Source organism: Serratia sp. 2C06, assembly GCF_050037615.1.
Classification (GTDB): Bacteria; Pseudomonadota; Gammaproteobacteria; order Enterobacterales; family Enterobacteriaceae; genus Serratia; species Serratia ureilytica.
The window spans coordinates 35,236-60,649 of sequence record NZ_CP188299.1 but is presented as its reverse complement, the minus strand read 5'-3'; the positions used below and the strand labels follow the sequence as shown (position 1 = coordinate 60,649).

Here is a 25,414-nt window from a genome sequence, read left to right as displayed (position 1 = left end):
CATTAGGATGATGAGGTGTTGCAATAATGGATTTATTAAGGTTTATCCTTCGTTTGCCTTTTACCCTGGTTAAGGGCGTTTGCCGCCTGTTGGGTGGGGTCTTGTCGCTGTTGGGGCGGTTGCTGAGACCGCTGGTCGGCAACCTCAGCTGGCGCGCGCCGGCCTGGTGGGCTGCGCTGCCGCGCGGTTTTCTGCGGCTGGAAAGCGGCGTGGATAAACATCCGAAAGCGATCGGTCTGGGCCTGCTGCTGCTGGCAGGCGCCGCGGGCGGCGCGTTTTACGGTTGGCACTGGTGGCAAAATCGGCCTCAGCCGATCGAACCGGCGCCGATGGTGGTTCAGGAGGTCAGCGCATCGCTGGCTAACCCCGCGCCGATAGATTACACCGCCGCCCGGCAAGCGCCACAAACGGTGAGTCTGGCCTTCAGCGGCTCGGTCGCGCCGATCGCCGCGGTGGGCAAAACCGTGAGCGCCGGCATCACCCTCAAACCGACGGCGGAAGGGCAGTGGGCGTGGAACAATGAATCGACGCTGGTGTTCACGCCGAAAAAGCCGCTGCCGATGGGCGCGAAATATGACGTGACCCTCGAGCCCGCTACCTTGCTGGCGCCGCAGGTCAAACTCGCCAAAACCCGCTATGCCTTCACCGTGCCTGCGTTCGGCTACCGTCTGGGGCAGGCCGAGTACTACCGCGATCCGCAGAATGCGCAGAAACGCAGCGCGATTTTCAATCTGCAGTTCAACGCGCCGGTCGACGTCGCCAGCTTTGAAAAACAGATTTCGCTGGGATTGAAAGAAGGCAGCGCCACCTCCGAGAAGAAGCTGAATTTCTCTCTGGTATATGACGAGAAAAAACTGAACGCCTGGGTGCATTCCGAGCCGCTGCAGGCGCTGGATCAGGGCGGCGCGGTACATCTGACCGTCGGCAAGGGCGTTAAATCGACGGCGGCCGGCAACGCGGTCGAAGAGGCGAAAAGCAACTGGGTCAAGGTTCCCACCCTGTACAGCCTGGCGCTGAGCGACGCCAGCGCCCAGGTGGTGGACACCGACGGCGGCAAAGGGCAGCGTGCGCTGGTGGTTGGTTTCAGCGATGCGGTGAAGGATAAAGAGCTGGCGCGAGCCGCGAAAGCCTGGCTGCTGCCGCAGCACGATCCGAGCGATGCCGAGGCCGCCAATGATGCTGAAGACTTTTACCCATGGACGGTAGACAGCGTCGGCAAGAACGTGCTGGCGCAGGCGACGCCGCTGCCGTTGACGCTTAACGAGGCGGAAGAGGCCTATCAGCCGCAGTTCAGCTTCCGTTTTGACGCCCCGGCGCACCGCTTTATGCTGCTCGAGATCGATAACCAGCTGATCTCCGCCGGCGGTTACAAAATGCCGAAGAAGGTTTATCGGGTGGTCGAAGTGCCGGAGTTCCCGAAATCGCTGCAGTTCATGTCGCAGGGCTCGCTGCTGTCGGTCAACGGCGACAAGCAGATCAGCGTGGCGGCGCGCAACGTGGCGGGCCTGCGGCTGGACATCAAGCGGGTGATCCCGAGTCAGCTGCAGCACATTGTTTCCTTCAAAAGCCGGGAATACTCGTCCACGGAATTCAACCGGCTCAACGATGAGTATTTCACCGAGCATTTCAAATACCAGACGGCGCTCAACAACGAGCGGCCGGGGGAAGTGAACTATCAGGGCATCGATCTTTCCCGCTATCTCTCCACCAACGCCAGTTCCCATCGTGGGGTGTTTCTGTTGACGCTGTCGGAATGGCAGCCGAATCGCAAACCGGCGGCGGAAGAGGCGGGCGCCGAGCAGGAGCAGGAACAGAACGAGAGCGCAGGGGAAGAGCAGCCCGACGTCGGCGATTCGCGTTTTGTGGTGGTGACCGATCTGGGCATCGTCGCCAAGAGCTCGCAGGATAAGACGCGCGACGTCTTCGTGCAGTCGATCCAAAGCGGTGCGCCGGTCAGCGGCGCCAACGTATCGGTGGTGGCCAAAAACGGCGTGACGCTGCTCAGCCAAACCACCGGCGCCGACGGCCACGTGCGTTTCCCGGCGCTGGATGTGTACACCAACGAGCGCCAGCCGGTGATGTTCCTGGTGGAGAAAGAAGGGGATGTCTCCTTCCTGCCGACCGGCAGCTATAACGATCGCGGGCTGGATTTCTCGCGCTTCGACGTTGCCGGTGAACAAACGCCGACCGATCCGCGCACGCTCAGCAGCTACCTGTTCTCCGACCGCGGCGTGTATCGGCCGGGAGACACCTTCAATATCGGCCTGATCACTCGCGCCGCCGACTGGCGCGTTGGCCTCGCCGGTGTGCCGGTGCGCGCAGAAATTCGCGATCCGCGCGACAAGCTGATGTCCACCGTGCCGCTGACGCTGGGCGCCAGCGGTTTCAACGAACTGAGCTATACCACCGATGAAAACTCGCCCACCGGCGAGTGGAACGTTTATCTGTATCTGATCGGCAAAAACAACGACACCTCCACGCTGCTCGGCCATACCGCAGTCAATGTGAAGGAGTTCGAGCCGGATCAACTGAAAGTGAAGCTGGCGTTGACGCCGGACCGCCAGCAAGGCTGGGTCAAGCCGTCTGAGCTGAAGGCCAGCATCGATGTGCAGAACCTGTTCGGCACCCCGGCGCAAGATCGCCGTGTGACCACCAGGCTGACGCTGCGGCCAATGTATCCGAGCTTCGATCGCTTCCCGGATTATGCGTTCTACGAAAACCGACAAAACAGCGACGGGTTCGAAACCGAGCTGGAAGATCGCACCACCGATGAACACGGCGCGGCTGATATTCCGCTCGATCTGAAATCTTACGCCGACGCCACTTATCAGCTGCAGCTGTTGTCGGAGGCGTTCGTTGCCGGCGGCGGTCGCTCGGTGGCGGCTACCGCCCGTACGCTGGTTTCGCCTTACGATTACCTGATTGGGGTGAAGGCCGACGGCGATCTGGGCTACATCAATCGCGATGCGGAGCGGCATCTGAATGTGATCGCCATTGATCCGGCCTTGAAACAGATCGCCATGCCGAACCTGAAGCAGGTGCTGATCGAACAGAAATACATTTCGGTGCTGACCAAACAGGATTCGGGCGTTTACAAATATCAGTCGAAGATGAAGGAAGTGCAGCTCTCGGAACAGCCGCTGGCGCTGGGCGATCAGGGCGCGGAGCTGCGGCTGGCGACCGATAAGCCGGGCGACTTCGTGCTGGTGATCGAAGATGCGCAGGGCAAGACGCTCAACCGCGTCGCCTACAGCGTGGCCGGCAACGCCAACCTGAGTCGTTCGCTGGATCGCAACGCCGAACTGAAGCTAAAACTCAACCAGGCGGAATACCAGCCCGGTGAAGAGATCGAGGTGGCGATTAACGCGCCCTATACCGGCAGCGGCTTGATCACCATCGAGAAGGACAAGGTTTACGCCTGGCAGTGGTTCCACACCGACACCACCAGCTCGGTGCAGACGATCCGCGTGCCGGCCGGCATGGAGGGCAACGGCTACATCAACGTGCAGTTCGTGCGCGACATCAACTCCAGCGAGATCTTCATGAGCCCGCTGAGCTATGGCGTGATGCCGTTCAAGATCAGTACCAAGGCGCGCCAAAACAGCCTTGAGGTGACGGCACCGGAGGTCATCAAACCGGGTGAAAACCTGACGATGACGGTCAAGACCGATGCGCCGCAGCAGGTGGCGCTGTTCGCCGTCGATGAGGGTATTCTGCAGGTGGCGCGTTATCGCCTGAAGGATCCGCTGGAGTTCTTCTTCAGCAAGCGCGAACTGAACGTGAGCAGCTCGCAGATCCTCGATCTGATCCTGCCGGAATTCAGCAAGCTGATGGCGCTGACCGCGGCGCCGGGCGGCGATGCGGGCGAAGGGCTGGATCTCAACCTCAACCCGTTCAAGCGCAAGCGCGATAAGCCGGTGGCCTATTGGTCCGGCATTACCGAGGTCAGCGGCGAGAAACAGTTCGTCTATCCGGTGCCGGATTACTTCAACGGCAAGATCCGCGTCATGGCGATTTCGGTGACGCCGGAGAAAATCGGCAAGGCGCAAACCGCCGCTACGGTGCGCGACAGCTTCATCATGACGCCGAACGTGCCGGCGATGGTGGCGCCGGGCGATGAGTTCGACGTCAGCGTGGGCGTCAGCAACAACCTCGAAGGGCTGAACGGCCAGTCGGCAGCCATCAACGTCCTGCTGACGCCGCCGCCGCAATTGGAGGTGGTGGGCAACGCGACGCAAAGCCTGACGCTAGCGGAAAAACGCGAGGGCGTGATCGCCTTCCGTCTGCGCGCCAAAGCCGTTTTGGGCGATGCGCCGCTGGTGTTCGACGCCCGTTACGGCGACCAGGCCAGCCGTCGCACCGTCAGCACCTCGGTGCGGCCGGCGGCGCCGTACCGTACTCAATCGGTGATGGGGCGCATGAGCGGCGGCAGCCAGAACGTCGATGGCCTGCGCCAGATGTTCGACGCTTTCGCGCAGCGCCGGGCGGCAGTGTCGAATTCGCCGCTGGTGCTGACCAGCGGGTTGGCGCAATACCTGGCGGATTATCCGTATTACTGTTCCGAGCAGATCGTCAGCCGTTCCATTCCGCTGATGTTGCAGAGCCGCCATCCAGAGATGAAAGGCAGCCTGAGCCAGGCGGAAGTCAGCAAGCAGCTGCGCAACCTGCTGGGCGTGCTGCGCGCCCGTCAGAACGACAGCGGGGCGATCGGCGCCTGGCGTTCGTCGCCGGATGCCGATCCTTTCGTCACGCCTTATGTGGTGCAATATCTGCTCGAAGCCAAAGCGGCGGGTTACGCCCTGCCGGAAGGCATGCTGGACGAAGCTAACGGCGCGCTGCGCGAGCTGGCGGCCAGCGGTTTCGACGATCTGTATCTGCTGCGCCTGCGTAGTTGGGCGGTCTACCTGCTGACGCTGCAGGGCGAAGTGACCACCAACTCGCTGGCGGCCGTGCAGGATACGCTGCAAAAACGCTATGGCGAAGGGTGGAAAACCGATCTGAGCGCGCTGTATCTGGCCTCTTCCTATCGTTTGTTGAAGATGGACGACGAAGCCGCCGCGCTGTTGCAACCCAGCTGGCAGCAACTGAGCAAAGCCTATGACAGCGCCTGGTGGACGCAGAACTATTTCGATCCGCTGGTGCAGGATGCGACGCGGCTGTATTTGATTACCCGTCACTTCCCTGAGAAGGTGGCGTCGATTCCGCCGCAGGTGCTGGAGAATATGGTCAAGGCACTGAAGGAAGAGCGTTATACCACCTACTCCTCTGCAATGAGCATCCTGGCGCTGGAAAGCTATTCGGCCCAGGTGGCGGCGCAATCCGCCAATGCGGACGCGTTAGGCATCGTGCAGGTGGGCAAAAGCGGCGGCGACCCGCAGCGCATCAGTGAGCTGCAGGGGCTGTTCGTTCAGGGGCAGTTCAACGCCGATGCCACCGCCGTGCGCTTCACCAACGGCGGCAGCGCGCCGGCCTGGTATGTGGTGACGCAGGCCGGTTACGATCTGAACGCGCCGCAAAAAGCGCTGTCGCGCGGGATTGAGATCGTCCGCGAGTACACCGACGAACAGGGCAAACCGGTGACGCAGGTGACGCTGGGGCAGAAGATCAACGTCCATCTGAAGGTGCGCGCCAACTCGAAAGAGGGGCAGAGCAACCTGGCGATTGTCGATCTGCTGCCGGGCGGGTTCGAAGTGGTGCAGCAGACGCCGCCGGAACCGGCCGATGCCGGTGAGGAGAGCGACGATCGCGGCGGCTGGCAGTCGCCGCTGGCCGCCACCGGCTCCACCTGGGCGCCGGATTACAGCGACATCCGTGAAGATCGGGTGATTATCTACGGCAGCGCCGGCACCGAGGTGCAGGAGTTCGTCTATCAGATCAAGGCCACCAATACCGGCAGCTTTATTATTCCACCGGCCTACGGCGAAGCCATGTATGACCGAGAAGTGCAGGCCATGTCGGCCGGCGGCGGCAAGCTGGTGGTGGTGCCGGCGGGCAACGACTAGGCCGTATCCGGCGCCAGGCCAGTGTCTGGCGCCGGAATGCTGAGAACGTATGAAGATCCTGACCGGGCGCGTGCTGCAAAACGGCTTGATGGCGGTGTTTTTACTGGCGCTGCTGTTGACCGCAATTCGGCTGTGGCCGCATCCGCCCCTGTGGCAGGGGCTGCCGCAGTCTTCCGTTTATTACGACAGGCACGGCGCGCTGCTGCGCATTACGCTGGCCAACGACGATCGCTACCGGCTGTGGACCCCGCTGGAGCAAGTGTCGCCGCTGGCGGTGCGCGGGTTGCTGCTGCACGAAGATCGTTGGTTCTACTATAACCCCGGCTTTAACCCTGTCAGCCTGATGCGCGGTTTCTGGCGCAGCTATGTCGCCGGCGGCAAAATGCAGGGCGGTTCGACCATCAGCATGCAGCTGGCGCGGATGCGCTGGCATCTCAATACCCGTACGCCGGGCGGCAAGCTGCTGCAGGTGCTGCGTGCGGTGCAGCTGGAACTGAGCTACTCCAAGCGCGATATCCTGGAAGCCTATTTGAATTACGCGCCCTACGGCCGCAACATTGAAAGCATCGGCGCCGCCAGCCTGATCTATTTCGCCAAGCCGCCGCGGGAGTTGACTCTGCCGGAGGCGCTGACGCTGGCGGTATTGCCGCAGTCACCCAGCTACCGTCTGGAGCCGAAAACCGGCGTGCTCGGCGCGGCGTTGACGCAGGCGCGCAATCGTCTGTTCCAGCGTTGGCAGCGGGTTTACCCCACCGACGCCAGCCAGCAAACGCTGTTCCGCCTGCCGTTGGCGCTGCGGCAGCCTGAACAAGTACCCTATATCGCACCGCACTTTATCGAACAGCTGCGCCTGCAGACGCAGCAACTGGTGCAGCGCGATACCCGCGTAGACACGACGCTGGACGCCGGGCTGCAGCGGCTGGTCGAACGGCAGGTCAACGCTTTTATCGCCCGCAACCGCAGCCGCGGCATCCAAAACGCCGCGGTGCTGCTGGTGGACAGCCGCGATATGGGGGTGCGCGCGCTGGTGGGCTCGGCGGACTATTACAATCGTCCGATCCAGGGGCAGGTGAACGGCACCAACGCCAAGCGTTCGCCGGGATCGACGCTGAAGCCGTTCATCTACGCGCTGGGCATGGAGCAGGGCGTGCTGCATCCGATGACCATTCTGAAAGACGTGCCTTCGTCGTTCGGCGCCTATGCGCCGGAAAATTTCGACCGGCGTTTTCTCGGCCCGGTGACCGCCACCGACGCGCTGAATTTCAGCCGTAACATCCCGGCGGTCTATGTCGCCTCACAGCTGCGTCAGCCGACCTTTTATCAGTTTTTGCGCCTGACCGGCGTCGCCAATATGGCCAATGAGAGCCACTACGGACTGTCGCTGGTGCTGGGCGGCGGCGAGGTGACGGCGCAGGAGCTGGCGAAGCTGTACGCGTTGCTGGCGAACCGCGGCGAGCTGCGGCCGCTGCGATTGCGGCTGAACGAGGGTGAACCGAGGCCGGTGCGGCTGTTGAGCGAGGAGGCCAGTTTCATCACGCTGGATATGCTGCGCCAGCACCGGCGGCCGGGCGATACGCTGGCGCAGCGTTCTTCGTCGCTGCCGGTGTACTGGAAGACCGGCACCTCATGGGGCTTTCGCGACGCCTGGAGCGTCGGGATTTTCGGCCCTTACGTGCTGGTGGTGTGGGAAGGCAACTTCGATGGGCGCGGCAACAATGCGTTGGTCGGCGCCGAGGCGGCCGCGCCGCTGTTTTTCAATATCATCGACAGCGTCAACGCCAGCTATCCCGCCCTGCGGGAACCGAAACATCCGTTCCCCAAGCGGCTGCGGCGGGTAGACATCTGTCTCGCCAGCGGCGATCTGCCGACGCCGTGGTGCCAGCAAAAGGGCAAGACCTGGTTCATTCCCGGCAAGTCGCCGATCAAGGTAGACAGCGTCTACCGGCCGGTGGTGCTGGATATTCACAGCGGCGAGGTTGTTTGCCCGCCGTATGACGCGGCGCAGACCCGCACCGAAATTTTTGAATTCTGGCCTTCCGATTTGGCCAACGTGTTCGCCCAGGCCGGGCTGCCGAAGCGGGCGCCGCCGGTCAATCGCTGCAAGGACAACGGCATCGCCGTCGGCGGCAACGCGCCGCGCATCACCTCGCCGTTGAAAAACACCACTTATACCCTGCGCCAGTCGCAACAGGGACGGGACAAAATCGCCTTCAATGCGGTGACGGACGCCGACAGCAAGACGGTGTACTGGTTCGTCGACGATATCTATCTCGGCAGCAGCGCCAGTAAAAAACCGATCGACTGGCGGCCGATCAACAACGGGCGCTACCGCATTCGGGCGGTGGACGATCGCGGCCGCGCCGATACGCGCCTGGTGACCATCGAATGGGTGAACTAGCGTTGCGTCTCATGCCTGTTATACTCGCGCCCGAAACGGCTATTGACCTGGGAATGCGATGTGATTGAGATTTTGTATCAGGATGAACACCTGGTGGCGGTGAACAAACCGTCGGGCTGGTTGGTGCACCGCAGTTGGCTGGACCGTCATGAAACTCGCTTTATGATGCAGACGGTGCGCGATCAGCTCGGGAAGCACGTCTTTACCGTGCACCGTCTCGATCGTCCGACGTCCGGCGTGCTGCTGATGGCGCTCTCCAGCGAGGTGGCGCGCCTGCTGTCGCAGCAGTTCGAGCAGCATCAGGTGCAGAAAACCTACCATGCGGTGGTGCGCGGTTACGTGCAGGAGGAGGCGACCCTCGACTACCCGCTGACGGCGGAGCTGGATAAAATCGCCGATAAACATGCCGATGCCGACAAGGGGCCGCAGCCGGCCGTGACGCACTACCGGCCGTTGGCGCAGGTAGAGATGCCGGTGGCCGTCGGCCGCTACGCCAGCGCGCGTTACAGTCTGGTGGAACTGCAGCCGGAAACCGGCCGCAAACATCAGCTGCGGCGCCATATGGCGCACCTGCGCCACCCGATCATCGGCGACAGCAAGCACGGCGATCTGCGGCAGAATCGCGGGATGGCGCAGCATTTCGGTTGCCCGCGCCTGATGCTGCACGCCAGCCATCTGCAGCTGACGCACCCGGTGACCGGCGAGCCGCTGCAGGTAACGGCGCGCTGGGACGAGGCCTGGCAAGGGGGGATGGCGCAGTTCGGCTGGGCGGGGGTATTCCCTGAACTTGCCGGGGTTGAGTTTAACGCGGCTAACGGTCAGGATAGCTGACAATTTTTAAAGGTAATGAAGGGAGTAGGAGCCATGGCTCAGGTTGGTATCTTCGTGGGAACGGTCTACGGCAATTCGCTGCTGGTGGCGGAAGAGGCGCAAAACATCCTCAGCGAGCAGGGCCATGAGGTCAAACTGTTCGAAGAGGGCACGCTGGAGGCCTGGCAGTTTTATCGTCAGCACTACGCGCTGGTGATCACCTCCACCACCGGGCAGGGCGATCTGCCGGACAGCATCGCGCCGCTGTTCCACGCTATCCGCGATCAGGTTGGCTATCAGCCGGAGCTGCGCTATGGGCTGATCGCCCTCGGTGACAGCAGCTATGACCACTTCTGCGGCGCCGGGCGCACGTTCGATGCGCTGCTGCAGGAACAGGGCGCCACCCGCGTTGGCGAAGTGCTGGAAATCGATGCGATGGAACAGCCGGAGCCGGAAGTGGCCGCCTGCCCGTGGGTCGAGCAGTGGGGCACGCTGCTGCAGTCATAACGTAAAAAGGCGCCGCAAAAGGGCGCCTTAACGATGATGCGGGTCAACCGATCCGCATTATTTGCCGCGGGTGAGTTTTTCCAGATCGGCTTCGATCTCGGCAATCTTGTGCGACACCACGCCTTCGAGATGGCGCAGGTCGTCGAGGATTTTACGCTTCAGATCCACTTCCACCTGATCGCGCTGGCACAGCTGATCCAGCTCGTCGATCACGTAACGCAGGTTCGGGTTGATCTCGTGAATTTCCTTGTAGCCCTGGCCGGCGTTGTCCGCCACCACGGTTTTACGCTGGCGCGGATACTTGAACTTCACGCTCTTGGCGAAGAACTCGCCCTTGTCCTTGCGGAAATAGATCTTGAGGATGTCGTTGTTGGCCTCTTGACGCAGGCTATAGCGATCGACGTCTTCCGGTTGATTGATGCCCAAACTCTTCAAGTTATCGTACATACTGCGCCCTCTTTAGATGTGATCGTTATATTCCACGACTGCGATTATGGCGGAAAGCGAGATCTGCGACTGTGACTGCCAGCGAAACGCAGACAAAAAAATAGCGGGTGAATCACCCGCTATTTCAATTTAGTCGATAGTACGCAATAACTCATTAATGCCGACTTTACCGCGCGTTTTGGCGTCGACTTTCTTGACGATCACCGCGCAGTACAGGCTGTAAGAACCGTCTTTCGACGGCAGGTTGCCGGAAACCACCACCGAGCCCGCCGGCACGCGGCCGTAATGGATTTCGCCGGTCTCGCGGTCATAGATGCGGGTGCTCTGGCCGAGGTAGACGCCCATCGAAATCACCGAGCCTTCTTCCACGATCACGCCTTCCACCACTTCGGAACGCGCGCCGATGAAGCAGTTGTCTTCGATGATGGTCGGGTTGGCCTGCAGCGGCTCCAGCACGCCGCCGATGCCGACGCCGCCGGACAGGTGAACGTTTTTGCCGATCTGCGCGCAAGAACCGACGGTGGCCCAGGTGTCGACCATGGTGCCTTCGTCGACGTAGGCGCCGATGTTAACGTAAGACGGCATCAGCACGGTGTTGCGAGCGATGAACGCGCCCTGGCGCACGGTGGCCGGCGGCACGACGCGGAAGCCTTCCTTCTGGAAGCGTGCTTCGTCGTAGTCGGCGAATTTCATCGGCACTTTGTCGTAGTAGCGGGTTTCCGCGCCGTCCATCACCTTGTTGTCGTTGATGCGGAAAGAGAGCAGCACGGCTTTCTTCAGCCACTGGTGGGTGACCCATTGACCGTCGATCTTCTCGGCGACGCGCAGGGCGCCGCTGTCCAGCAGGCCGATCACCTGGTTTACCGCTTCGCGCGTTACGGTGTCTACGTTCGCCGGGGTGATGTCCGCACGGCGTTCGAAGGCGCTTTCAATAACGTTCTGTAATTGCTGCATGCTGTTCTCTTTCCTGATGTTGTCGGTAAAAAGTTACTTGTATCACATTTTATCGTTTGGGGTGAGGGCCTCTGTCAACCGTTGCTCCAACTTTCTGCGCGTTTCTTGGTCGAGCGCGCGCCGCTCGCCGTCGGCCAGGATAAACAAATCCTCGACCCGCTCGCCGATGGTGGAAATGCGCGCGCCGTGCAGCGACAGCCCCAGATCGGCGAACACTTCGCCCACCCGCGCCAGCAGGCCGGGTTGGTCGAGCGCGGTCAGCTCCAAGTAGCTGCGGCGATCGGTGTGGGTCGGCAGGAAAGTGACCTCGGTCGGCACGCTGAAGTGGCGCAGCTTGGAAGAGGGGCGGCGCACGCGCGGCGGCTGGTACTCACGCTGGGTGATGGCCTGCAGCAGCGCCTGGCGGATCGCCGCGTGGCGATCCTGCGCCAGCGGGCTGCCGTCCGGCTCCAGCACGATAAAGGTGTCCATCGCCATACCGTCGCGGTTGGTGAAGATCTGGGCGTCGTGCACGCTCAGGTTGCGGCGATCCATCTCCCCGGCGACGGCGGCGAACAGATAAGGACGATCCGGGCTCCAGATGAAGATCTCGGTGCCGCCGCGCGTCGCCTGGCGGCTGACCAGCACCAGCGGCTGGGTGGAATCGTGGGCCAGCAGATGGCGGGCGTGCCAGGCCAGCTGATTCGGCGAGTGGCGCAGGAAATAGTCGGCGCGGCAGCGGCTCCAGATGCGGTGCAGCGCCTCTTCGTCGATGTTGTCCATGCGCAGCAGCGCCAACGCCTGCAGCCGGTGGTGGCGCACGCGTTCGCGCAGATCCGGGCTGTTTTGCATGCCGCGGCGCAGCTGTTTCTCGGTGGCGAAATACAGCTCGCGCAACAGGCTCTGCTTCCAGCTGTTCCACAGGGTTTCGTTGGTTGCGCAGATATCCGCCACCGTCAGGCATACCAGGTAGCGCAGGCGAGTTTCGCTCTGCACTTCGCTGCTGAACTGCTGGATCACCGTCGGATCCTGGATATCGCGGCGCTGCGCGGTGACCGACATCAGCAGGTGGCAGCGCACCAGCCAGGCCACCAGTTGGGTTTCTCGCGAGTTGAGGCCGTGCAGCTCGGCGAACTCCACCACGTCCTCCGCGCCGAGGATCGAGTGATCGCCGCCGCGCCCTTTGGCGATATCGTGGAACAAGGCCGCCAGCAGCAGCAGTTCCGGGTGCGGCAGGCGCGGATACAGCTCCACGCACAGCGGATGGCGCGGCCGGGTTTGCGGATCGGCGAAGCTCTCCAGCTTCTGCAGCACCCGGATAGTGTGTTCGTCGACGGTATAGGCGTGGAACAGATCGAACTGCATCTGCCCGACGATCTTGCCCCACTGCGGCATATAGGCCCACAGCACGCTGTGACGGTGCATCGGCACCAGCGCGCGCGACACCGCGCCGGGATGGCGCAGGATGGCCATGAACAGATCGCGCGCTTCCGGGATGGTGCACAGCGGCTGTTTCAGGTGGCGGCGCGCGTGGCGCAGCTGGCGCACGGTGGTGGAGTAAATGCCTTTGATCTCGCGGTTGCGCACCATCAGGTAGAACATGCGCATGATGGCTTGCGGCTCGCGGATGAACAGCGTTTCGTCACGCAGATCGATCAGATCGCCGCGCAGTTGGAAATCGTCGTTCAGCGGACGCGGTTTTTCGGTGGCGTCCAGCGCCAGGATGGCTTCGTCGAACAGCTGCAGCAGCATGTGGTTCAGCTCGCTGACGCGCCGCGTCATGCGGTAGAAGTCTTTCATCATGCGCTCGACCGGCTCGTTGCCTTCGCCTTCATAGCGCAGCAGCTGCGCGACGCTGAGCTGGCGATCGAACAGCAGACGGTTGTCGTAACGCGGCAGCACCAGGTGCAGCGCAAAGCGGATGCGCCACAGGAAGCTCTGGCATTCGTTCAGCTCGTTGCGTTCGGCCTGGGTGAGAAAGCCGAAGCCGACCATTTCGTCCAGCGAGGTGGCGCCGAAGTGGCGGCGCGCCACCCACAGCAGCGTGTGGATGTCGCGCAGGCCGCCGGGGCTGCTTTTGATATCCGGCTCCAGGTTATAGCTGGTGCCGTGGTAGCGCTGATGACGTTCTTGCTGCTCGTTGATCTTGGCGTGGAAAAACTGCGGCGAAGGCCAAAAGCCGTCGCTGAAGATATGTTTTTGCATCTGCAGGAACAGCGCGACGTCGCCGCAGATCATGCGCGATTCGATCAGGTTGGTGGCCACGGTCAGATCCGCCAGCCCTTCCAGCAGACACTCTTCCAGGGTGCGCACGCTGTGGCCCACTTCCAGCTTGAGATCCCACAGCAGGGTGATGAATTCGCCGACCCGCTGCGACTGTTGCTCCGTCAGCCGGCGCTGGCTGAGCACCAGCACGTCGATATCCGACAGCGGGTGCAGCTCGCCGCGGCCGTAGCCGCCGACCGCCACCAGCGCGGTTTCCGGGATATCTTCAAAGCCGTAGAACGTCCACAGCCGGCGCAGCAGGCGATCGATGAAGTCGCTGCGCGCCGCCACCAGGCTTTCTGCACTGGAGCCGGCGTCGAACGCCGCCGCCAGCCACAGCTGAAACTGTTCCAGCCGCTGTTTCAGCACCGGGCAGGTGAGCTCGTCGTCGCCGTAGGCGCTGGGGGAGGCGGGCGGCATCGGCACGGCCGGGGCCGCCTGTTGAAGAAGATTGTCAGACATAGTGCGCAGCCCATAAAAAAGGCCGGCATAAGCCGGCCTGGTGATATTCTGCACGCGGCGTTCGCCGCGGTGCTTACATCTCGTGCGTAATGATGTTGGGGATGGTGTCATCCTTGCGCAACGTCATTATCTCGCAGCCGTTATCAGTCACCACAATAGTATGCTCATACTGCGCCGACAAGCTGCGATCTTTGGTTTTTACCGTCCAGCCGTCTTTCATGGTGCGGATGCGGTAGTCGCCGGCGTTGACCATCGGTTCGATGGTGAAGGCCATGCCCGGCTGCAGCACCACGCCGCCGTCGTCCGCGTCATAGTGCAGCACCTGCGGCTCTTCGTGGAACACTTCGCCGATGCCGTGGCCGCAGTACTCGCGCACCACGGAGAACTTCTCGGCTTCGACGAATTGCTGGATAGCCTTGCCCAGGGTGCGCAGACGGATGCCCGGTTTGACCATCTTCAGCGCCAGATACAGGCTTTCCTGAGTAACGCGGCACAGGCGCTCGCCCAGAATGGTCGGTTTGCCGACGATGAACATCTTCGAGGTGTCGCCGTGGAAACCGTCTTTAATCACGGTCACGTCGATGTTGACGATGTCGCCGTCTTTCAGCGTTTTGTCGTCGCTCGGGATGCCGTGGCACACCACTTCGTTCACCGAAATGCACACGGATTTCGGGAAGCCGTGATAGCCGAGGCAGGCGGAAATGGCCTGCTGCTCGTTGGTGATGTACTCGTGACAGATACGGTCCAGCTCGCCGGTGGTCACGCCAGGTTTGACGTGCGGCTCGATGATCTCCAGCACTTCGGCGGCCAGGCGGCCGGCCACGCGCATTTTTTGGATGTCATCAGGTGTTTTAATTGAGATTGCCATGAAATTCGTCCGCAGGTGTCGTTATCGTCGACAATAAGAAGCAGTGACTTATGGTATCAGCCCGGCCGGGGGCTGCCAAATTTCATTTCCTGACGCCCGGCGAAACGCAACAAAAGTTGGTGTCGGCGGCGGGTTTATGGTATAAAGCGCGCCGGCGATCCGTGTCTTGGTTCTTGTGACCTGGCGGGAATGAGCCGAAAATACTTTAACTGCACTCATTTTGTGTAAATAACACACACGTATCGGCACATCCGCCGGGGTGCCCTGAGGTGACTTGTCGCCGCCAGGGTCGGCGTTATGGGATACGTGGAGGCATAACCCCAATTAATCTATAGAGGTTTAATCATGGCAACTGTTTCCATGCGCGACATGCTCAAGGCTGGTGTTCACTTTGGTCACCAGACCCGTTACTGGAACCCGAAAATGAAGCCTTTCATCTTCGGCGCTCGTAACAAGGTTCACATCATCAACCTGGAGCAGACTGTACCAATGTTCAACGCCGCTCTGGCTGAACTGAGCAAGATCTCTTCCCGTAAAGGCAAGATCCTGTTCGTTGGTACCAAACGCGCAGCAAGCGAAGCGGTAAAAGACGCTGCGAACAGCTGTGACCAGTTCTTCGTGAACCACCGCTGGTTGGGTGGCATGCTGACTAACTGGAAAACCGTTCGTCAGTCCATCAAGCGTTTGAAAGATCTGGAAATCCAGTCTCAAGACGGCACCCTGGACAAGCTGACCAAGAAAGAAGCGCTGATGCGCACTCGTGAACTGGCCAAGCTGGAAAACTCCCTGGGCGGTATCAAAGATATGGGCGGTCTGCCAGACGCACTGTTCGTTATCGATGCCGATCACGAGCACATCGCGATCAAAGAAGCCAACAACCTGGGTATCCCGGTATTCTCTATCGTTGATACCAACTCCAACCCAGACGGCGTTGACTTCATCATCCCTGGTAACGACGACGCAATCCGTGCAGTAAACCTGTACCTGACTGCTGTTGCTGCCGCTGTGCGTGAAGGTCGTTCTCAAGATCTGGCCGTTCAGGCGGAAGAAGGCTTCGTAGAAGCTGAATAATAAGGCAAGCTCGTCACTGAGCCCTTATTAACCAGGTATTGACATATGTTGGTTAGGGGGGCCTGTAAAGGCCCCCTTTGCTTATCTGAATGAGAACTGTCTCCACGCGAGATAACCGAGGAAAAATAAATGGCTGATATTACCGCTGCCCTGGTAAAAGAACTGCGCGAGCGTACCGGCGCTGGCATGATGGATTGCAAGAAGGCGCTGGTTGAATCCAACGGCGACATCGAACTGGCAATCGAAAACATGCGTAAGTCCGGTGCGATCAAAGCCGCTAAAAAAGCAGGCAACGTAGCTGCTGACGGCGTGATCAAAACCAAGATCGAAGGCAACTACGGCATCATTCTGGAAGTTAACTGCCAGACTGACTTCGTTGCGAAAGACGCCGGTTTCCAGGCGTTCGCCGACAAAGTGCTGGATGCCGCTATGGCCGGCAAAATCACTGACGTTGACGTGCTGAAAGCACAGTTCGAAGAAGAGCGCGTAGCGCTGGTGGCAAAAATCGGCGAAAACATCAACATTCGTCGCGTTGCTTCCCTGGAAGGCGACGTGCTGGGCAGCTACCTGCACGGCGCGCGCATCGGCGTTCTGGTTGCGGCTAAAGGCGCTGACGAAGAGCTGGTTAAGCAAATCGCAATGCACATTGCGGCGAGCAAGCCAGAGTTCGTGAAGCCAGAAGACGTGTCTGCTGAAGTGGTAGAAAAAGAGTACCAGGTTCAGCTGGACATCGCCATGCAGTCCGGCAAGCCGAAAGAAATCGCAGAGAAAATGGTTGAAGGCCGCATGAAGAAATTCACCGGCGAAGTTTCTCTGACCGGTCAGCCTTTCGTTATGGATCCGAGCAAATCCGTTGCTCAGGTGCTGAAAGAGCACAACGCTGACGTGACCAACTTCATTCGCTTCGAAGTGGGCGAAGGCATCGAGAAAGTCGAAACCGACTTCGCTGCTGAAGTTGCCGCGATGAGCAAACAGTCTTAATGACTGTCGATGGAACCGCCGTCTGGCGGTTCCATACTATCCAGCCAGAATTACACCGGTGGCAGGCCCTGCAGCGTGATGCTCACCTCAGGCGCGTTTCATCGGCTGAAATCCCCAATACTAATACTGCTTCTTAGGACAGAACACCATGGCAACCAATGCAAAACCCGTATATCAGCGTATTCTGCTTAAACTGAGTGGCGAAGCCCTGCAAGGTGCAGAAGGTTTTGGTATCGACGCCAGCGTTTTGGATCGCATGGCTCAGGAAGTGAAAGAGCTGGTCGAACTGGGAATTCAGGTCGGTGTAGTTATTGGCGGCGGGAACTTGTTCCGCGGCGCGGGGCTGGCGCAAGCCGGCATGAACCGCGTAGTGGGCGACCACATGGGAATGCTGGCTACCGTGATGAACGGCCTGGCTATGCGTGATGCACTGCACCGTGCCTATGTGAACGCCCGCCTGATGTCAGCGATCCCGCTGAACGGCGTATGTGATAATTACAGCTGGGCAGAGGCTATCAGCCTGCTGCGCAACAACCGCGTGGTGATCTTCTCCGCCGGTACCGGCAACCCGTTCTTTACCACCGATTCCGCTGCCTGCCTGCGCGGCATCGAGATCGAAGCGGACGTGGTGCTGAAAGCCACCAAAGTGGATGGCGTATACTCCGCCGATCCGGTGAAAAACCCGGATGCGACGCTGTATGAACAATTAACCTATCAGGACGTGCTGGAGCGCGAGCTGAAAGTGATGGATCTGGCGGCATTTACGCTGGCCCGCGATCACGGTCTGCCGATCCGCGTGTTCAACATGAACAAGCCTGGTGCGCTGCGCCGCGTGGTGATGGGTGAGAACGAAGGTACGTTGATCAGCAAATAAGGCTGTTCACACCTCTTTTTCGGAGTGCGTGACGCCAGGCGCCGCGCGCTCTTCGAGTACGATTACGGGCTATACTTGAGTATCGCCTGCCAAGTAACCAGCTTCCAAGGGTTTGCAACGTGACTAATGAAATCAGAAAAGATGCTGATTCACGCATGGAAAAAAGCGTAGAAGCATTCAAAAACCAAATCAGCAAGATCCGTACCGGCCGCGCTTCTCCAAGCATTCTGGACGGCATCATGGTGGAATACTACGGCGCCGCTACGCCGCTGCGTCAGCTGGCCAACGTGACCGTGGAAGACTCCCGCACGCTGAAAATCAACGTATTCGACCGCAGCCTGAGCCAAGCCGTTGAGAAAGCGATCATGAGCTCCGATCTGGGCCTCAACCCGTCTTCCGCCGGTTCTGACATTCGCGTTCCGCTGCCTCCGCTGACCGAAGAACGTCGTAAGGATCTGATCAAGATCGTGCGCGGCGAAGCCGAGCAGGGCCGCGTAGCGGTGCGTAACGTGCGTCGCGACGCCAACGACAAGGTCAAGGCGCTGCTGAAAGATAAAGAGATCAGCGAAGACGAAGAGCGTCGTTCACAAGACGAGATTCAGAAAATGACCGACGCTTACATCAAGCTGGTCGACGCCGCGCTGGCGGAGAAAGAAAAAGAGCTGATGGAATTCTAATCAGCATCGCGCAGAAAAAAAGCGTCGCCTGGGCGGCGCTTTGTTTTTTGTGGCGCAGATCCCGTTTCATCGTACTGAAAGATCATGGACAAGCGGTGTCCAAGGTTCCACACTGGAGCACCTCCGATCTCATCAGACAGTTATTCAGAGTGAACTCATGAAGCAACTGACCATTCTTGGCTCGACCGGCTCGGTAGGGACCAGCACCCTGGCCGTGGTCAGGGCGAATCTCGACCGTTTTGCGATCAAAGCGCTGGTAGCCGGCCGCAATGTTGCGGTCATGGCGCAGCAATGCATGGAATTTCGGCCCGCGTTTGCCGCGATGGCGGATGAAAGCGCCGCGCGCGAGCTGCGCGCCATCCTGGCGGAGAACGGCGTCGCTACCGAAGTGTTGGCCGGGGAACAAGCGGCCTGTGAATTGGCCGCTTTGGATGACGTCGATCAAGTGACGGCGGCCATCGTCGGCGCCGCGGGGCTGTTGCCGACGCTGGCGGCGATCCGCGCGGGCAAGCAGGTGCTGCTGGCCAACAAAGAGTCGCTGGTCACCTGCGGCCGTCTGTTTATGGACGCGGTGCGGCAAAGCCAGGCGCAACTGCTGCCGCTCGACAGCGAGCACAACGCGATTTTTCAGAGTTTGCCTGAGAACATTCAGCGTCAGTTGGGATACTCTTCACTGGACAGTCATGGTGTTTCGCGCATCGTGCTTACCGGTTCCGGCGGCCCGTTCCGCACCACGCCGTTGGAACAGTTCGCCGCGATGACGCCGGATCAAGCCTGCGCCCACCCAAACTGGTCGATGGGCCGCAAGATCTCGGTGGATTCCGCCACCATGATGAACAAAGGTCTGGAATACATTGAGGCCCGCTGGCTGTTTAACGCCTCGGCCGAGCAAATGGAAGTGATCCTGCACCCGCAGTCGGTGATTCACTCGATGGTGCGCTATGCCGACGGCAGCGTGCTGGCGCAGTTGGGGACGCCGGATATGCGCACGCCAATCGCTCACGCGATGGCGTATCCGCAGCGTGTGAATTCCGGTGTGGAAGCGCTGGACTTCTGCCGTATCGGTTCGCTGACCTTCGCCGAACCGGAGCGTGAGCGTTATCCTTGCCTGTATTTGGCGATCGAAGCGTTCGATGCCGGCCAGGCGGCCACCACCGCGCTGAACGCGGCCAACGAAATCGCCGTGGCGGCATTTTTGCAGCAGCAGATTCGCTTTACCGATATCGCGGCGGTCAATCGCCAGGTGGTGGAACGTCTCGCGCTGCAGGAACCGACGAGCATCGAAGCGGTCTTAGACATTGACCGTCAGGCGCGCGCCGCCGCTGAGGAGCGGGTTCGCGCGTTGTGCGGCCGATCACGGTGATTATCCGATTTTGCTCGTAATTCGCGTGCGCCGCAGCGGGGCCGTTTGTTCATGCCCCGCTGAGGTGGTATAGTCTGCGCCACCTGTCAGCGGTTATACCGTTGAATTATGGCCCGATTGGCGCCTTGTGCGTCAATGGCGGCCCGGCTGCGCCGGGTGTCGCAAGGGCAGGCTGAAAGCCGTGTCGGGCACACGGCTTTTTTTGCGCGTAAGGGCCTGATGTTCCGGAAAGGCAGTTATATTTCTATTGAGGAAATAAGTACGAGTTATGTCGTCCGCAAACCAACAAGAGGCTAATCCATCTTCCCCGGGGCCGCGCCATGTCGCCATTATCATGGACGGTAACGGACGCTGGGCCAAACGTCAGGGCAAGTTACGTGTCTTCGGTCATAAAGCAGGGGTGAAATCGGTTCGCCGCGCGGTCAGTTTTGCCGCCAGCCACCATTTAGATGCGCTCACGCTTTATGCCTTCAGCAGCGAAAACTGGAACCGTCCGGTGCAGGAAGTCTCTGCCCTGATGGAGCTTTTTGTCCGCGCTTTGGATAGTGAAGTAAAAAGCCTGCATAAACATAACGTCAGGCTGCGAGTGATCGGCGATATCAGCCGATTCAGCGCGCGTTTGCAGGAGCGGATCCGCCGCTCTGAAGCTCTGACGGAAAATAACGATGGCCTGACGCTCAATATCGCTGCCAACTACGGCGGCCGTTGGGATATCATTCAGGGAGTAAGGGAACTGGCCGAACAGGTACGGGTAGGCGAGTTGCACCCGGATCAGATCAGCGAGGAATTATTGAACGAGCGGGTTTGCATGAGCGACCTGGCGCCGGTGGATCTGGTTATCCGCACCGGTGGCGAGCATCGCATCAGTAATTTCCTGCTGTGGCAAATCGCCTATGCTGAACTTTACTTTACTGATGTGCTCTGGCCTGATTTCGATGAACTTGTCTTTGAAGGTGCGCTGAATGCATTTGCACAACGTGAGCGCCGCTTCGGGGGAACAACACCTAACGGCGCCGATGCGTCCTAGGGAGAACTTTTGCTGAAGTATCGCCTCATAACTGCTCTGATTTTAATCCCGATCGTTATCGCGGCGCTGTTCCTGTTGCCGCCGTTGGCCTTTGCTCTGGTAACGCTCGTCGTGTGCATGTTAGCTGCCTGGGAGTGGGGCCAACTGGCCGGTTTTACCTCCCGTTCGCAGCGCATCTGGTTGGCGATACTGTGCGGTTTTCTGCTTGCGCTGATGATGCTCAGCGTCCCCGCTTACCATCAATCCGTGCCGCAGATAAGCGGCTCGCTGTGGCTGTCGTTGGCCTGGTGGCTGGCGGCGTTGCTGTTGGTGCTGTTCTATCCCGGCTCGGCCGCTATCTGGCGCAATTCGCGCCCGCTGCGCCTGCTGTTTGGCCTGCTGACCATCGTGCCGTTTTTCTGGGGCATGCTGGCGCTGCGCCAGTTCGGCTACGAGCAAAACCCGTTTACCGGCGCCTGGTGGCTGCTGTACGTGATGTTGCTGGTGTGGGGCGCAGATTCCGGTGCCTACATGTTCGGCAAGCTGTTCGGCAAGCATAAGCTGGCGCCGAAGGTCTCACCGGGCAAAACGTGGGAAGGTTTGATCGGCGGGTTGCTGACGTCGGCGGTGATCTCGTGGCTGTTCGGCCGCTACGCGCCGCTGAACGTGGTGCCGACCACGCTGCTGGCCTGTTCGGTGATCGCCGCGCTGGCTTCGGTGCTGGGCGATTTGACCGAAAGCATGTTCAAACGCGAAGCGGGCATCAAGGACAGCGGGCATTTGATTCCCGGTCATGGCGGCATACTGGATCGTATCGACAGCCTGACCGCGGCGGTGCCGGTGTTTGCCTGCCTGATGCTGTTGGTGTTTTAATCCGTCGATGACGGAAAGTGAGGGATGATGGTCAGCGTGCTTTGGAACCTGGTGGCGTTTCTGATTGCGCTCGGTATCTTGATTACCGTGCATGAGTTCGGACACTTTTGGGTTGCCCGTCGTTGCGGCGTGCGCGTTGAACGCTTCTCCATCGGCTTTGGCCGGGCGCTGTGGCGCCGAACCGATCGCCAGGGCACCGAGTACGTTATCGCTCTGATCCCGCTCGGCGGCTACGTGAAGATGCTGGACGAGCGCGTGGAGTCGGTGGCGCCGGAGATGCGCCACCAGGCCTTCAACAATAAAACCGTCTGGCAGCGCGCGGCCATCATCAGCGCCGGCCCCATCGCCAACTTCCTGTTTGCTATCCTTGCCTACTGGCTGGTGTTCATCATCGGCGTGCCGAGTTTCCGTCCGGTGATCGGCGAAATCGCGCCGCAATCGATCGCCGCCAAGGCTGAAATTTCGTCTGGCATGGAACTAAAGTCGGTTGACGGCATCGAAACGCCTGATTGGGAGTCAGTTCGTCTGGCGCTGGTGGCGAAGATTGGCGATGCGCAAACCGAAGTCGGCGTAGCGCCGTTCGGCTCTTCGCAGGTGGTGACCAAAACCCTGGACTTGCGCCAGTGGAACTTTGAACCGGACAAGCAGGATCCCGTTGTCGCGCTGGGGATTATGCCGCGCGGCCCGCAGATCGAATCCGTGTTGGCGGAAGTGCAGCCGAACTCGGCGGCGCAAAAGGCGGGTTTACAAGCGGGGGACAGGATCGTTAAAGTCGATGGTCAGCCGTTGGGTCGTTGGCAGACGCTGGTGAAGCGTATACACGATGGCCCGGGGCAACCGCTGGCTTTGGAGATTGAAAGAAACGGCGCCCCCTTGTCTTTGACGCTGATACCGGATACAAAGCCGGTGGGAAAAGACAAATCGGTGGGGTTTGCAGGCATCATTCCAAAGGTGCTGCCGCTGCCGGAAGAGTATAAGACGATTCGCCAGTATGGACCGTTCCCGGCGCTGTATCAGGCCGGCGACAAGACCTGGCAGCTGATGCGGCTGACGGTCAACATGCTGGGCAAATTAATAACCGGTGATGTAAAGCTGAACAACCTGAGTGGCCCGATCTCGATTGCACAGGGAGCTGGGGCGTCAGCCGGAGTCGGATTCGTGTATTATCTGATGTTCCTGGCGTTGATTAGCGTCAACCTGGGGATCATCAACCTGTTCCCATTACCGGTGTTAGATGGTGGGCATCTCCTCTTCCTGGCGATAGAAAAGCTGAAGGGTGGGCCGGTTTCCGAGCGAGTACAGGACTACAGCTACCGCATAGGTTCGATCGTGTTGGTGTTGTTGATGGGTCTTGCACTTTTCAATGATTTTTCCCGCCTTTAGGGGCGGGGATAGGTTAGGAAGAACGCATAACAACGATGGCGATGAAAAAGTTGCTCATAGCGTCGCTGCTGTTTGGCAGCGCCACCGTATACGGTGCAGACGGGTTCGTAGTGAAAGACATTCATTTCGAAGGCCTGCAGCGAGTTGCCGTCGGTGCGGCGTTACTCAACATGCCGGTTCGCGTCGGCGATACCGTCACTGACGATGACATCAGTAATACCATTCGTGCCTTGTTTGCCACCGGCAACTTCGAGGACGTGCGCGTACTGCGCGATGGTAATACCTTGATCGTGCAGGTGAAGGAACGTCCTACCATCGCCAGCATCACTTTCTCCGGCAACAAGTCGGTGAAGGATGACATGCTCAAGCAAAACCTGGAAGCCTCCGGCGTCCGGGTGGGCGAGGCGCTCGACCGCACCACGATTTCCAGCATTGAAAAAGGGCTGGAAGACTTCTACTACAGCGTCGGTAAATACAGCGCCTCGGTGAAAGCCGTAGTCACGCCGTTGCCGCGCAACCGTGTCGACCTGAAGCTGGTGTTCACGGAAGGGGTCTCCGCCAAGATTCAACAAATCAACATCGTCGGCAACCACGCCTTCACCAACGACGAACTGATCTCGCGCTTCCAGCTGCGTGACGAAGTGCCGTGGTGGAACCTGGTCGGCGATCGCAAATACCAGAAGCAAAAACTGGCGGGCGATCTCGAAACCCTGCGCAGCTTCTATCTGGATCGCGGCTATGCCCGCTTTAACATCGATTCTACCCAGGTGAGCCTGACGCCGGATAAAAAAGGCATCTACATCACCATCAACATCACCGAAGGCGATCAGTACAAGCTTTCTGATGTTGTCGTGAACGGCAACCTGGCCGGCCACTCGGCGGAAGTCGCTCAGATCACCAAAATCGAGCCGGGCGAGCTGTATAACGGCAGCAAAGTGACCAAAATGGAAGACAACATCAAAACGATGTTGGGCCGTTATGGTTACGCCTACCCGCGCGTCGGCACCCAGCCGGAGATCAATGACGCGGATAAAACCGTCAAGCTGCACGTCAACGTTGACGCGGGCAACCGTTTCTACGTGCGCCGCATCAAGTTCGAAGGCAACGACACCAGCAAGGATTCCGTACTGCGTCGCGAAATGCGCCAGATGGAAGGCGCCTGGCTCGGCAACGAGCAGGTCGAGCAGGGCAAGGAGCGTCTGAACCGCCTGGGCTACTTCGAAACGGTCGATGTGGAAACCCAGCGCGTGCCGGGCACCGCCGATCAGGTCGACGTGACCTATAAGGTAAAAGAACGCAACACCGGTACCTTTAACTTCGGCGTCGGTTACGGCACCGAGAGCGGCGTCAGCTTCCAGGCCGGCGTGCAGCAGGATAACTGGTTGGGTACCGGCTACTCGGTCGGCATCAGCGGCACCAAGAACGATTACCAGACGTACACCGAATTCTCGGTCACCAACCCGTACTTCACCGTTGACGGTGTGAGCCTGGGCGGCCGCGTCTTCTACAACGACTTTAAAGCGGATAACGCGGATCTGTCCGACTACACCAACAAGAGTTACGGTGTTGACGGCACGCTGGGCTTCCCGATCAACGAAAATAACTCGTTGCGCACCGGCCTGGGCTATGTCCACAACGGCCTGTCGAACATGCAGCCGCAGATCGCCATGTGGCGTTACCTCGACTCGATGGGTGTGGATGCGAACAAGACCGACCGCGCCAGCTACTCGACGGACGACTTTACCCTGAACCTGGGCTGGACCTACAACAACCTGGACCGCGGCTACTTCCCGACTTCGGGTAACCGCACCACGTTGAACGGCAAGGTCACCATTCCGGGCTCGGACAACGAATACTACAAGGTGACGCTGGACAGCGTACAGTACGTGCCGATCAACGACGACCGCACCTGGGTGCTGTTGGGTCGCGGCCGTCTGGGTTACGCGGATGGGCTGGGCGGCAAGGAAATGCCGTTCTACGAGAACTTCTACGCCGGTGGTTCGAGCACCGTGCGTGGCTTCCAGTCCAACACCATTGGTCCGAAGGCGGTGTACTACAACTCCAATTCGTACCAGTGCCAGTTCAACGCCGGCAGCACCACCGATCGTCAGAGCATCTGTGGTTCGGATGACGCGGTGGGCGGTAACGCCATGGCGGTCGCCAGCCTGGAGCTGATCACCCCAACGCCGTTCATCAGCGAGAAATACGCCAACTCTGTGCGCACGTCGCTGTTCATCGATGCGGGTACCGTGTGGGATACCAAGTGGAAGAATACCAACGAGACGCTGATGTACGGCGTGCCGGACTACAGCAAGGCCAGCAATATTCGTTCTTCCGCCGGTATCGCGCTGCAGTGGATGTCGCCATTGGGGCCATTGGTGTTCTCTTACGCCAACCCGATCAAGAAATACGAAGGCGACAAGTCCGAACAGTTCCAGTTTAACATCGGTAAGACCTGGTAACGGGTCTCGCCTCTGGGCATAGACAGTTATTA

Annotated in this window: 17 protein-coding genes; 13 read left to right on the top strand and 4 right to left on the bottom strand. The window is 59.9% G+C overall.

Annotation, left to right across the window (positions count from 1 at the left end; genetic code table 11):
• Nucleotides 1-26 precede the first annotated feature (26 nt).
• Genes ACP3TA_RS00750 through ACP3TA_RS00735 form a run of 4 tightly spaced genes read left to right on the top strand, consistent with a single transcriptional unit; the run spans nucleotide 27 to nucleotide 9,717 of the window.
• The gene (locus ACP3TA_RS00750) at nucleotides 27-6,002 is read left to right on the top strand and encodes an alpha-2-macroglobulin (protein WP_206196276.1); all 5,976 of its coding nucleotides are present in this window, start codon (nucleotides 27-29) and stop codon (nucleotides 6,000-6,002) included.
• A gap of 49 nt (nucleotides 6,003-6,051) precedes the next feature.
• Complete coding sequence (gene pbpC, locus ACP3TA_RS00745) at nucleotides 6,052-8,400, top strand: penicillin-binding protein 1C (RefSeq protein ID WP_262825749.1); 2,349 nt, start codon at nucleotides 6,052-6,054, stop codon at nucleotides 8,398-8,400.
• Between the two features lie 60 nt (nucleotides 8,401-8,460).
• On the top strand, nucleotides 8,461-9,231 hold the full coding sequence (truC, locus tag ACP3TA_RS00740; RefSeq protein ID WP_096242852.1) for a tRNA pseudouridine(65) synthase TruC: 771 nt from the start codon (nucleotides 8,461-8,463) through the stop codon (nucleotides 9,229-9,231).
• Nucleotides 9,232-9,264: 33 nt separating this feature from the next.
• Nucleotides 9,265-9,717 carry a flavodoxin gene (locus ACP3TA_RS00735; RefSeq protein ID WP_033644870.1) on the top strand — a complete coding sequence of 151 codons (453 nt, stop codon included), beginning with the start codon at nucleotides 9,265-9,267 and terminating at the stop codon, nucleotides 9,715-9,717.
• Between the two features lie 57 nt (nucleotides 9,718-9,774).
• Here ACP3TA_RS00735 and ACP3TA_RS00730 read toward each other — a convergent pair whose 3' ends face one another.
• The 4 genes from ACP3TA_RS00730 to map all read right to left on the bottom strand — a co-directional run bounded on the left by ACP3TA_RS00730 (nucleotide 9,775) and on the right by map (nucleotide 14,692).
• Entirely contained in the window at nucleotides 9,775-10,164 is a 390-nt protein-coding gene (locus ACP3TA_RS00730) for a DUF3461 family protein (protein WP_004931929.1), read from the bottom strand.
• A 129-nt stretch (nucleotides 10,165-10,293) separates the two neighbouring features.
• Entirely contained in the window at nucleotides 10,294-11,118 is an 825-nt protein-coding gene (gene dapD / locus ACP3TA_RS00725) for a 2,3,4,5-tetrahydropyridine-2,6-dicarboxylate N-succinyltransferase (RefSeq protein ID WP_004931932.1), read from the bottom strand.
• A gap of 42 nt (nucleotides 11,119-11,160) precedes the next feature.
• The gene (gene glnD, locus ACP3TA_RS00720) at nucleotides 11,161-13,824 is read right to left on the bottom strand and encodes a bifunctional uridylyltransferase/uridylyl-removing protein GlnD (protein ID WP_033652507.1); all 2,664 of its coding nucleotides are present in this window, start codon (nucleotides 13,822-13,824) and stop codon (nucleotides 11,161-11,163) included.
• A 73-nt stretch (nucleotides 13,825-13,897) separates the two neighbouring features.
• Nucleotides 13,898-14,692 (bottom strand): type I methionyl aminopeptidase, encoded by a 795-nt coding sequence (gene map, locus ACP3TA_RS00715; protein WP_028127527.1) that lies wholly within the window; start codon nucleotides 14,690-14,692, stop codon nucleotides 13,898-13,900.
• 345 nt (nucleotides 14,693-15,037) lie between these two features.
• On the opposite strand from map, the gene rpsB reads away from it, so the two are divergent.
• From rpsB to bamA, 9 genes are all read left to right on the top strand, one after another.
• A complete protein-coding gene (rpsB, locus tag ACP3TA_RS00710; RefSeq protein WP_016929891.1) occupies nucleotides 15,038-15,763 on the top strand; it encodes a 30S ribosomal protein S2 in 726 nt (241 codons plus the stop codon).
• 129 nt (nucleotides 15,764-15,892) lie between these two features.
• Complete coding sequence (gene tsf / locus ACP3TA_RS00705) at nucleotides 15,893-16,744, top strand: translation elongation factor Ts (protein WP_033644872.1); 852 nt, start codon at nucleotides 15,893-15,895, stop codon at nucleotides 16,742-16,744.
• A 148-nt stretch (nucleotides 16,745-16,892) separates the two neighbouring features.
• Entirely contained in the window at nucleotides 16,893-17,618 is a 726-nt protein-coding gene (gene pyrH / locus ACP3TA_RS00700; protein ID WP_004931940.1) for a UMP kinase, read from the top strand.
• A gap of 119 nt (nucleotides 17,619-17,737) precedes the next feature.
• The gene (gene frr, locus ACP3TA_RS00695) at nucleotides 17,738-18,295 is read left to right on the top strand and encodes a ribosome recycling factor (protein ID WP_025160240.1); all 558 of its coding nucleotides are present in this window, start codon (nucleotides 17,738-17,740) and stop codon (nucleotides 18,293-18,295) included.
• Between the two features lie 157 nt (nucleotides 18,296-18,452).
• Nucleotides 18,453-19,658 carry a 1-deoxy-D-xylulose-5-phosphate reductoisomerase gene (ispC, locus tag ACP3TA_RS00690; protein WP_046687715.1) on the top strand — a complete coding sequence of 402 codons (1,206 nt, stop codon included), beginning with the start codon at nucleotides 18,453-18,455 and terminating at the stop codon, nucleotides 19,656-19,658.
• 268 nt (nucleotides 19,659-19,926) lie between these two features.
• Nucleotides 19,927-20,685, top strand: coding sequence for a (2E,6E)-farnesyl-diphosphate-specific ditrans,polycis-undecaprenyl-diphosphate synthase (ispU, locus tag ACP3TA_RS00685; RefSeq protein WP_033644874.1), 759 nt, complete (start codon nucleotides 19,927-19,929; stop codon nucleotides 20,683-20,685).
• Nucleotides 20,686-20,694: 9 nt separating this feature from the next.
• On the top strand, nucleotides 20,695-21,537 hold the full coding sequence (gene cdsA / locus ACP3TA_RS00680) for a phosphatidate cytidylyltransferase (RefSeq protein WP_033644875.1): 843 nt from the start codon (nucleotides 20,695-20,697) through the stop codon (nucleotides 21,535-21,537).
• A 27-nt stretch (nucleotides 21,538-21,564) separates the two neighbouring features.
• Nucleotides 21,565-22,920 (top strand): sigma E protease regulator RseP, encoded by a 1,356-nt coding sequence (gene rseP, locus ACP3TA_RS00675; RefSeq protein ID WP_025304033.1) that lies wholly within the window; start codon nucleotides 21,565-21,567, stop codon nucleotides 22,918-22,920.
• Nucleotides 22,921-22,955: 35 nt separating this feature from the next.
• The gene (bamA, locus tag ACP3TA_RS00670) at nucleotides 22,956-25,382 is read left to right on the top strand and encodes an outer membrane protein assembly factor BamA (protein WP_033652498.1); all 2,427 of its coding nucleotides are present in this window, start codon (nucleotides 22,956-22,958) and stop codon (nucleotides 25,380-25,382) included.
• Nucleotides 25,383-25,414: the final 32 nt, after the last annotated feature.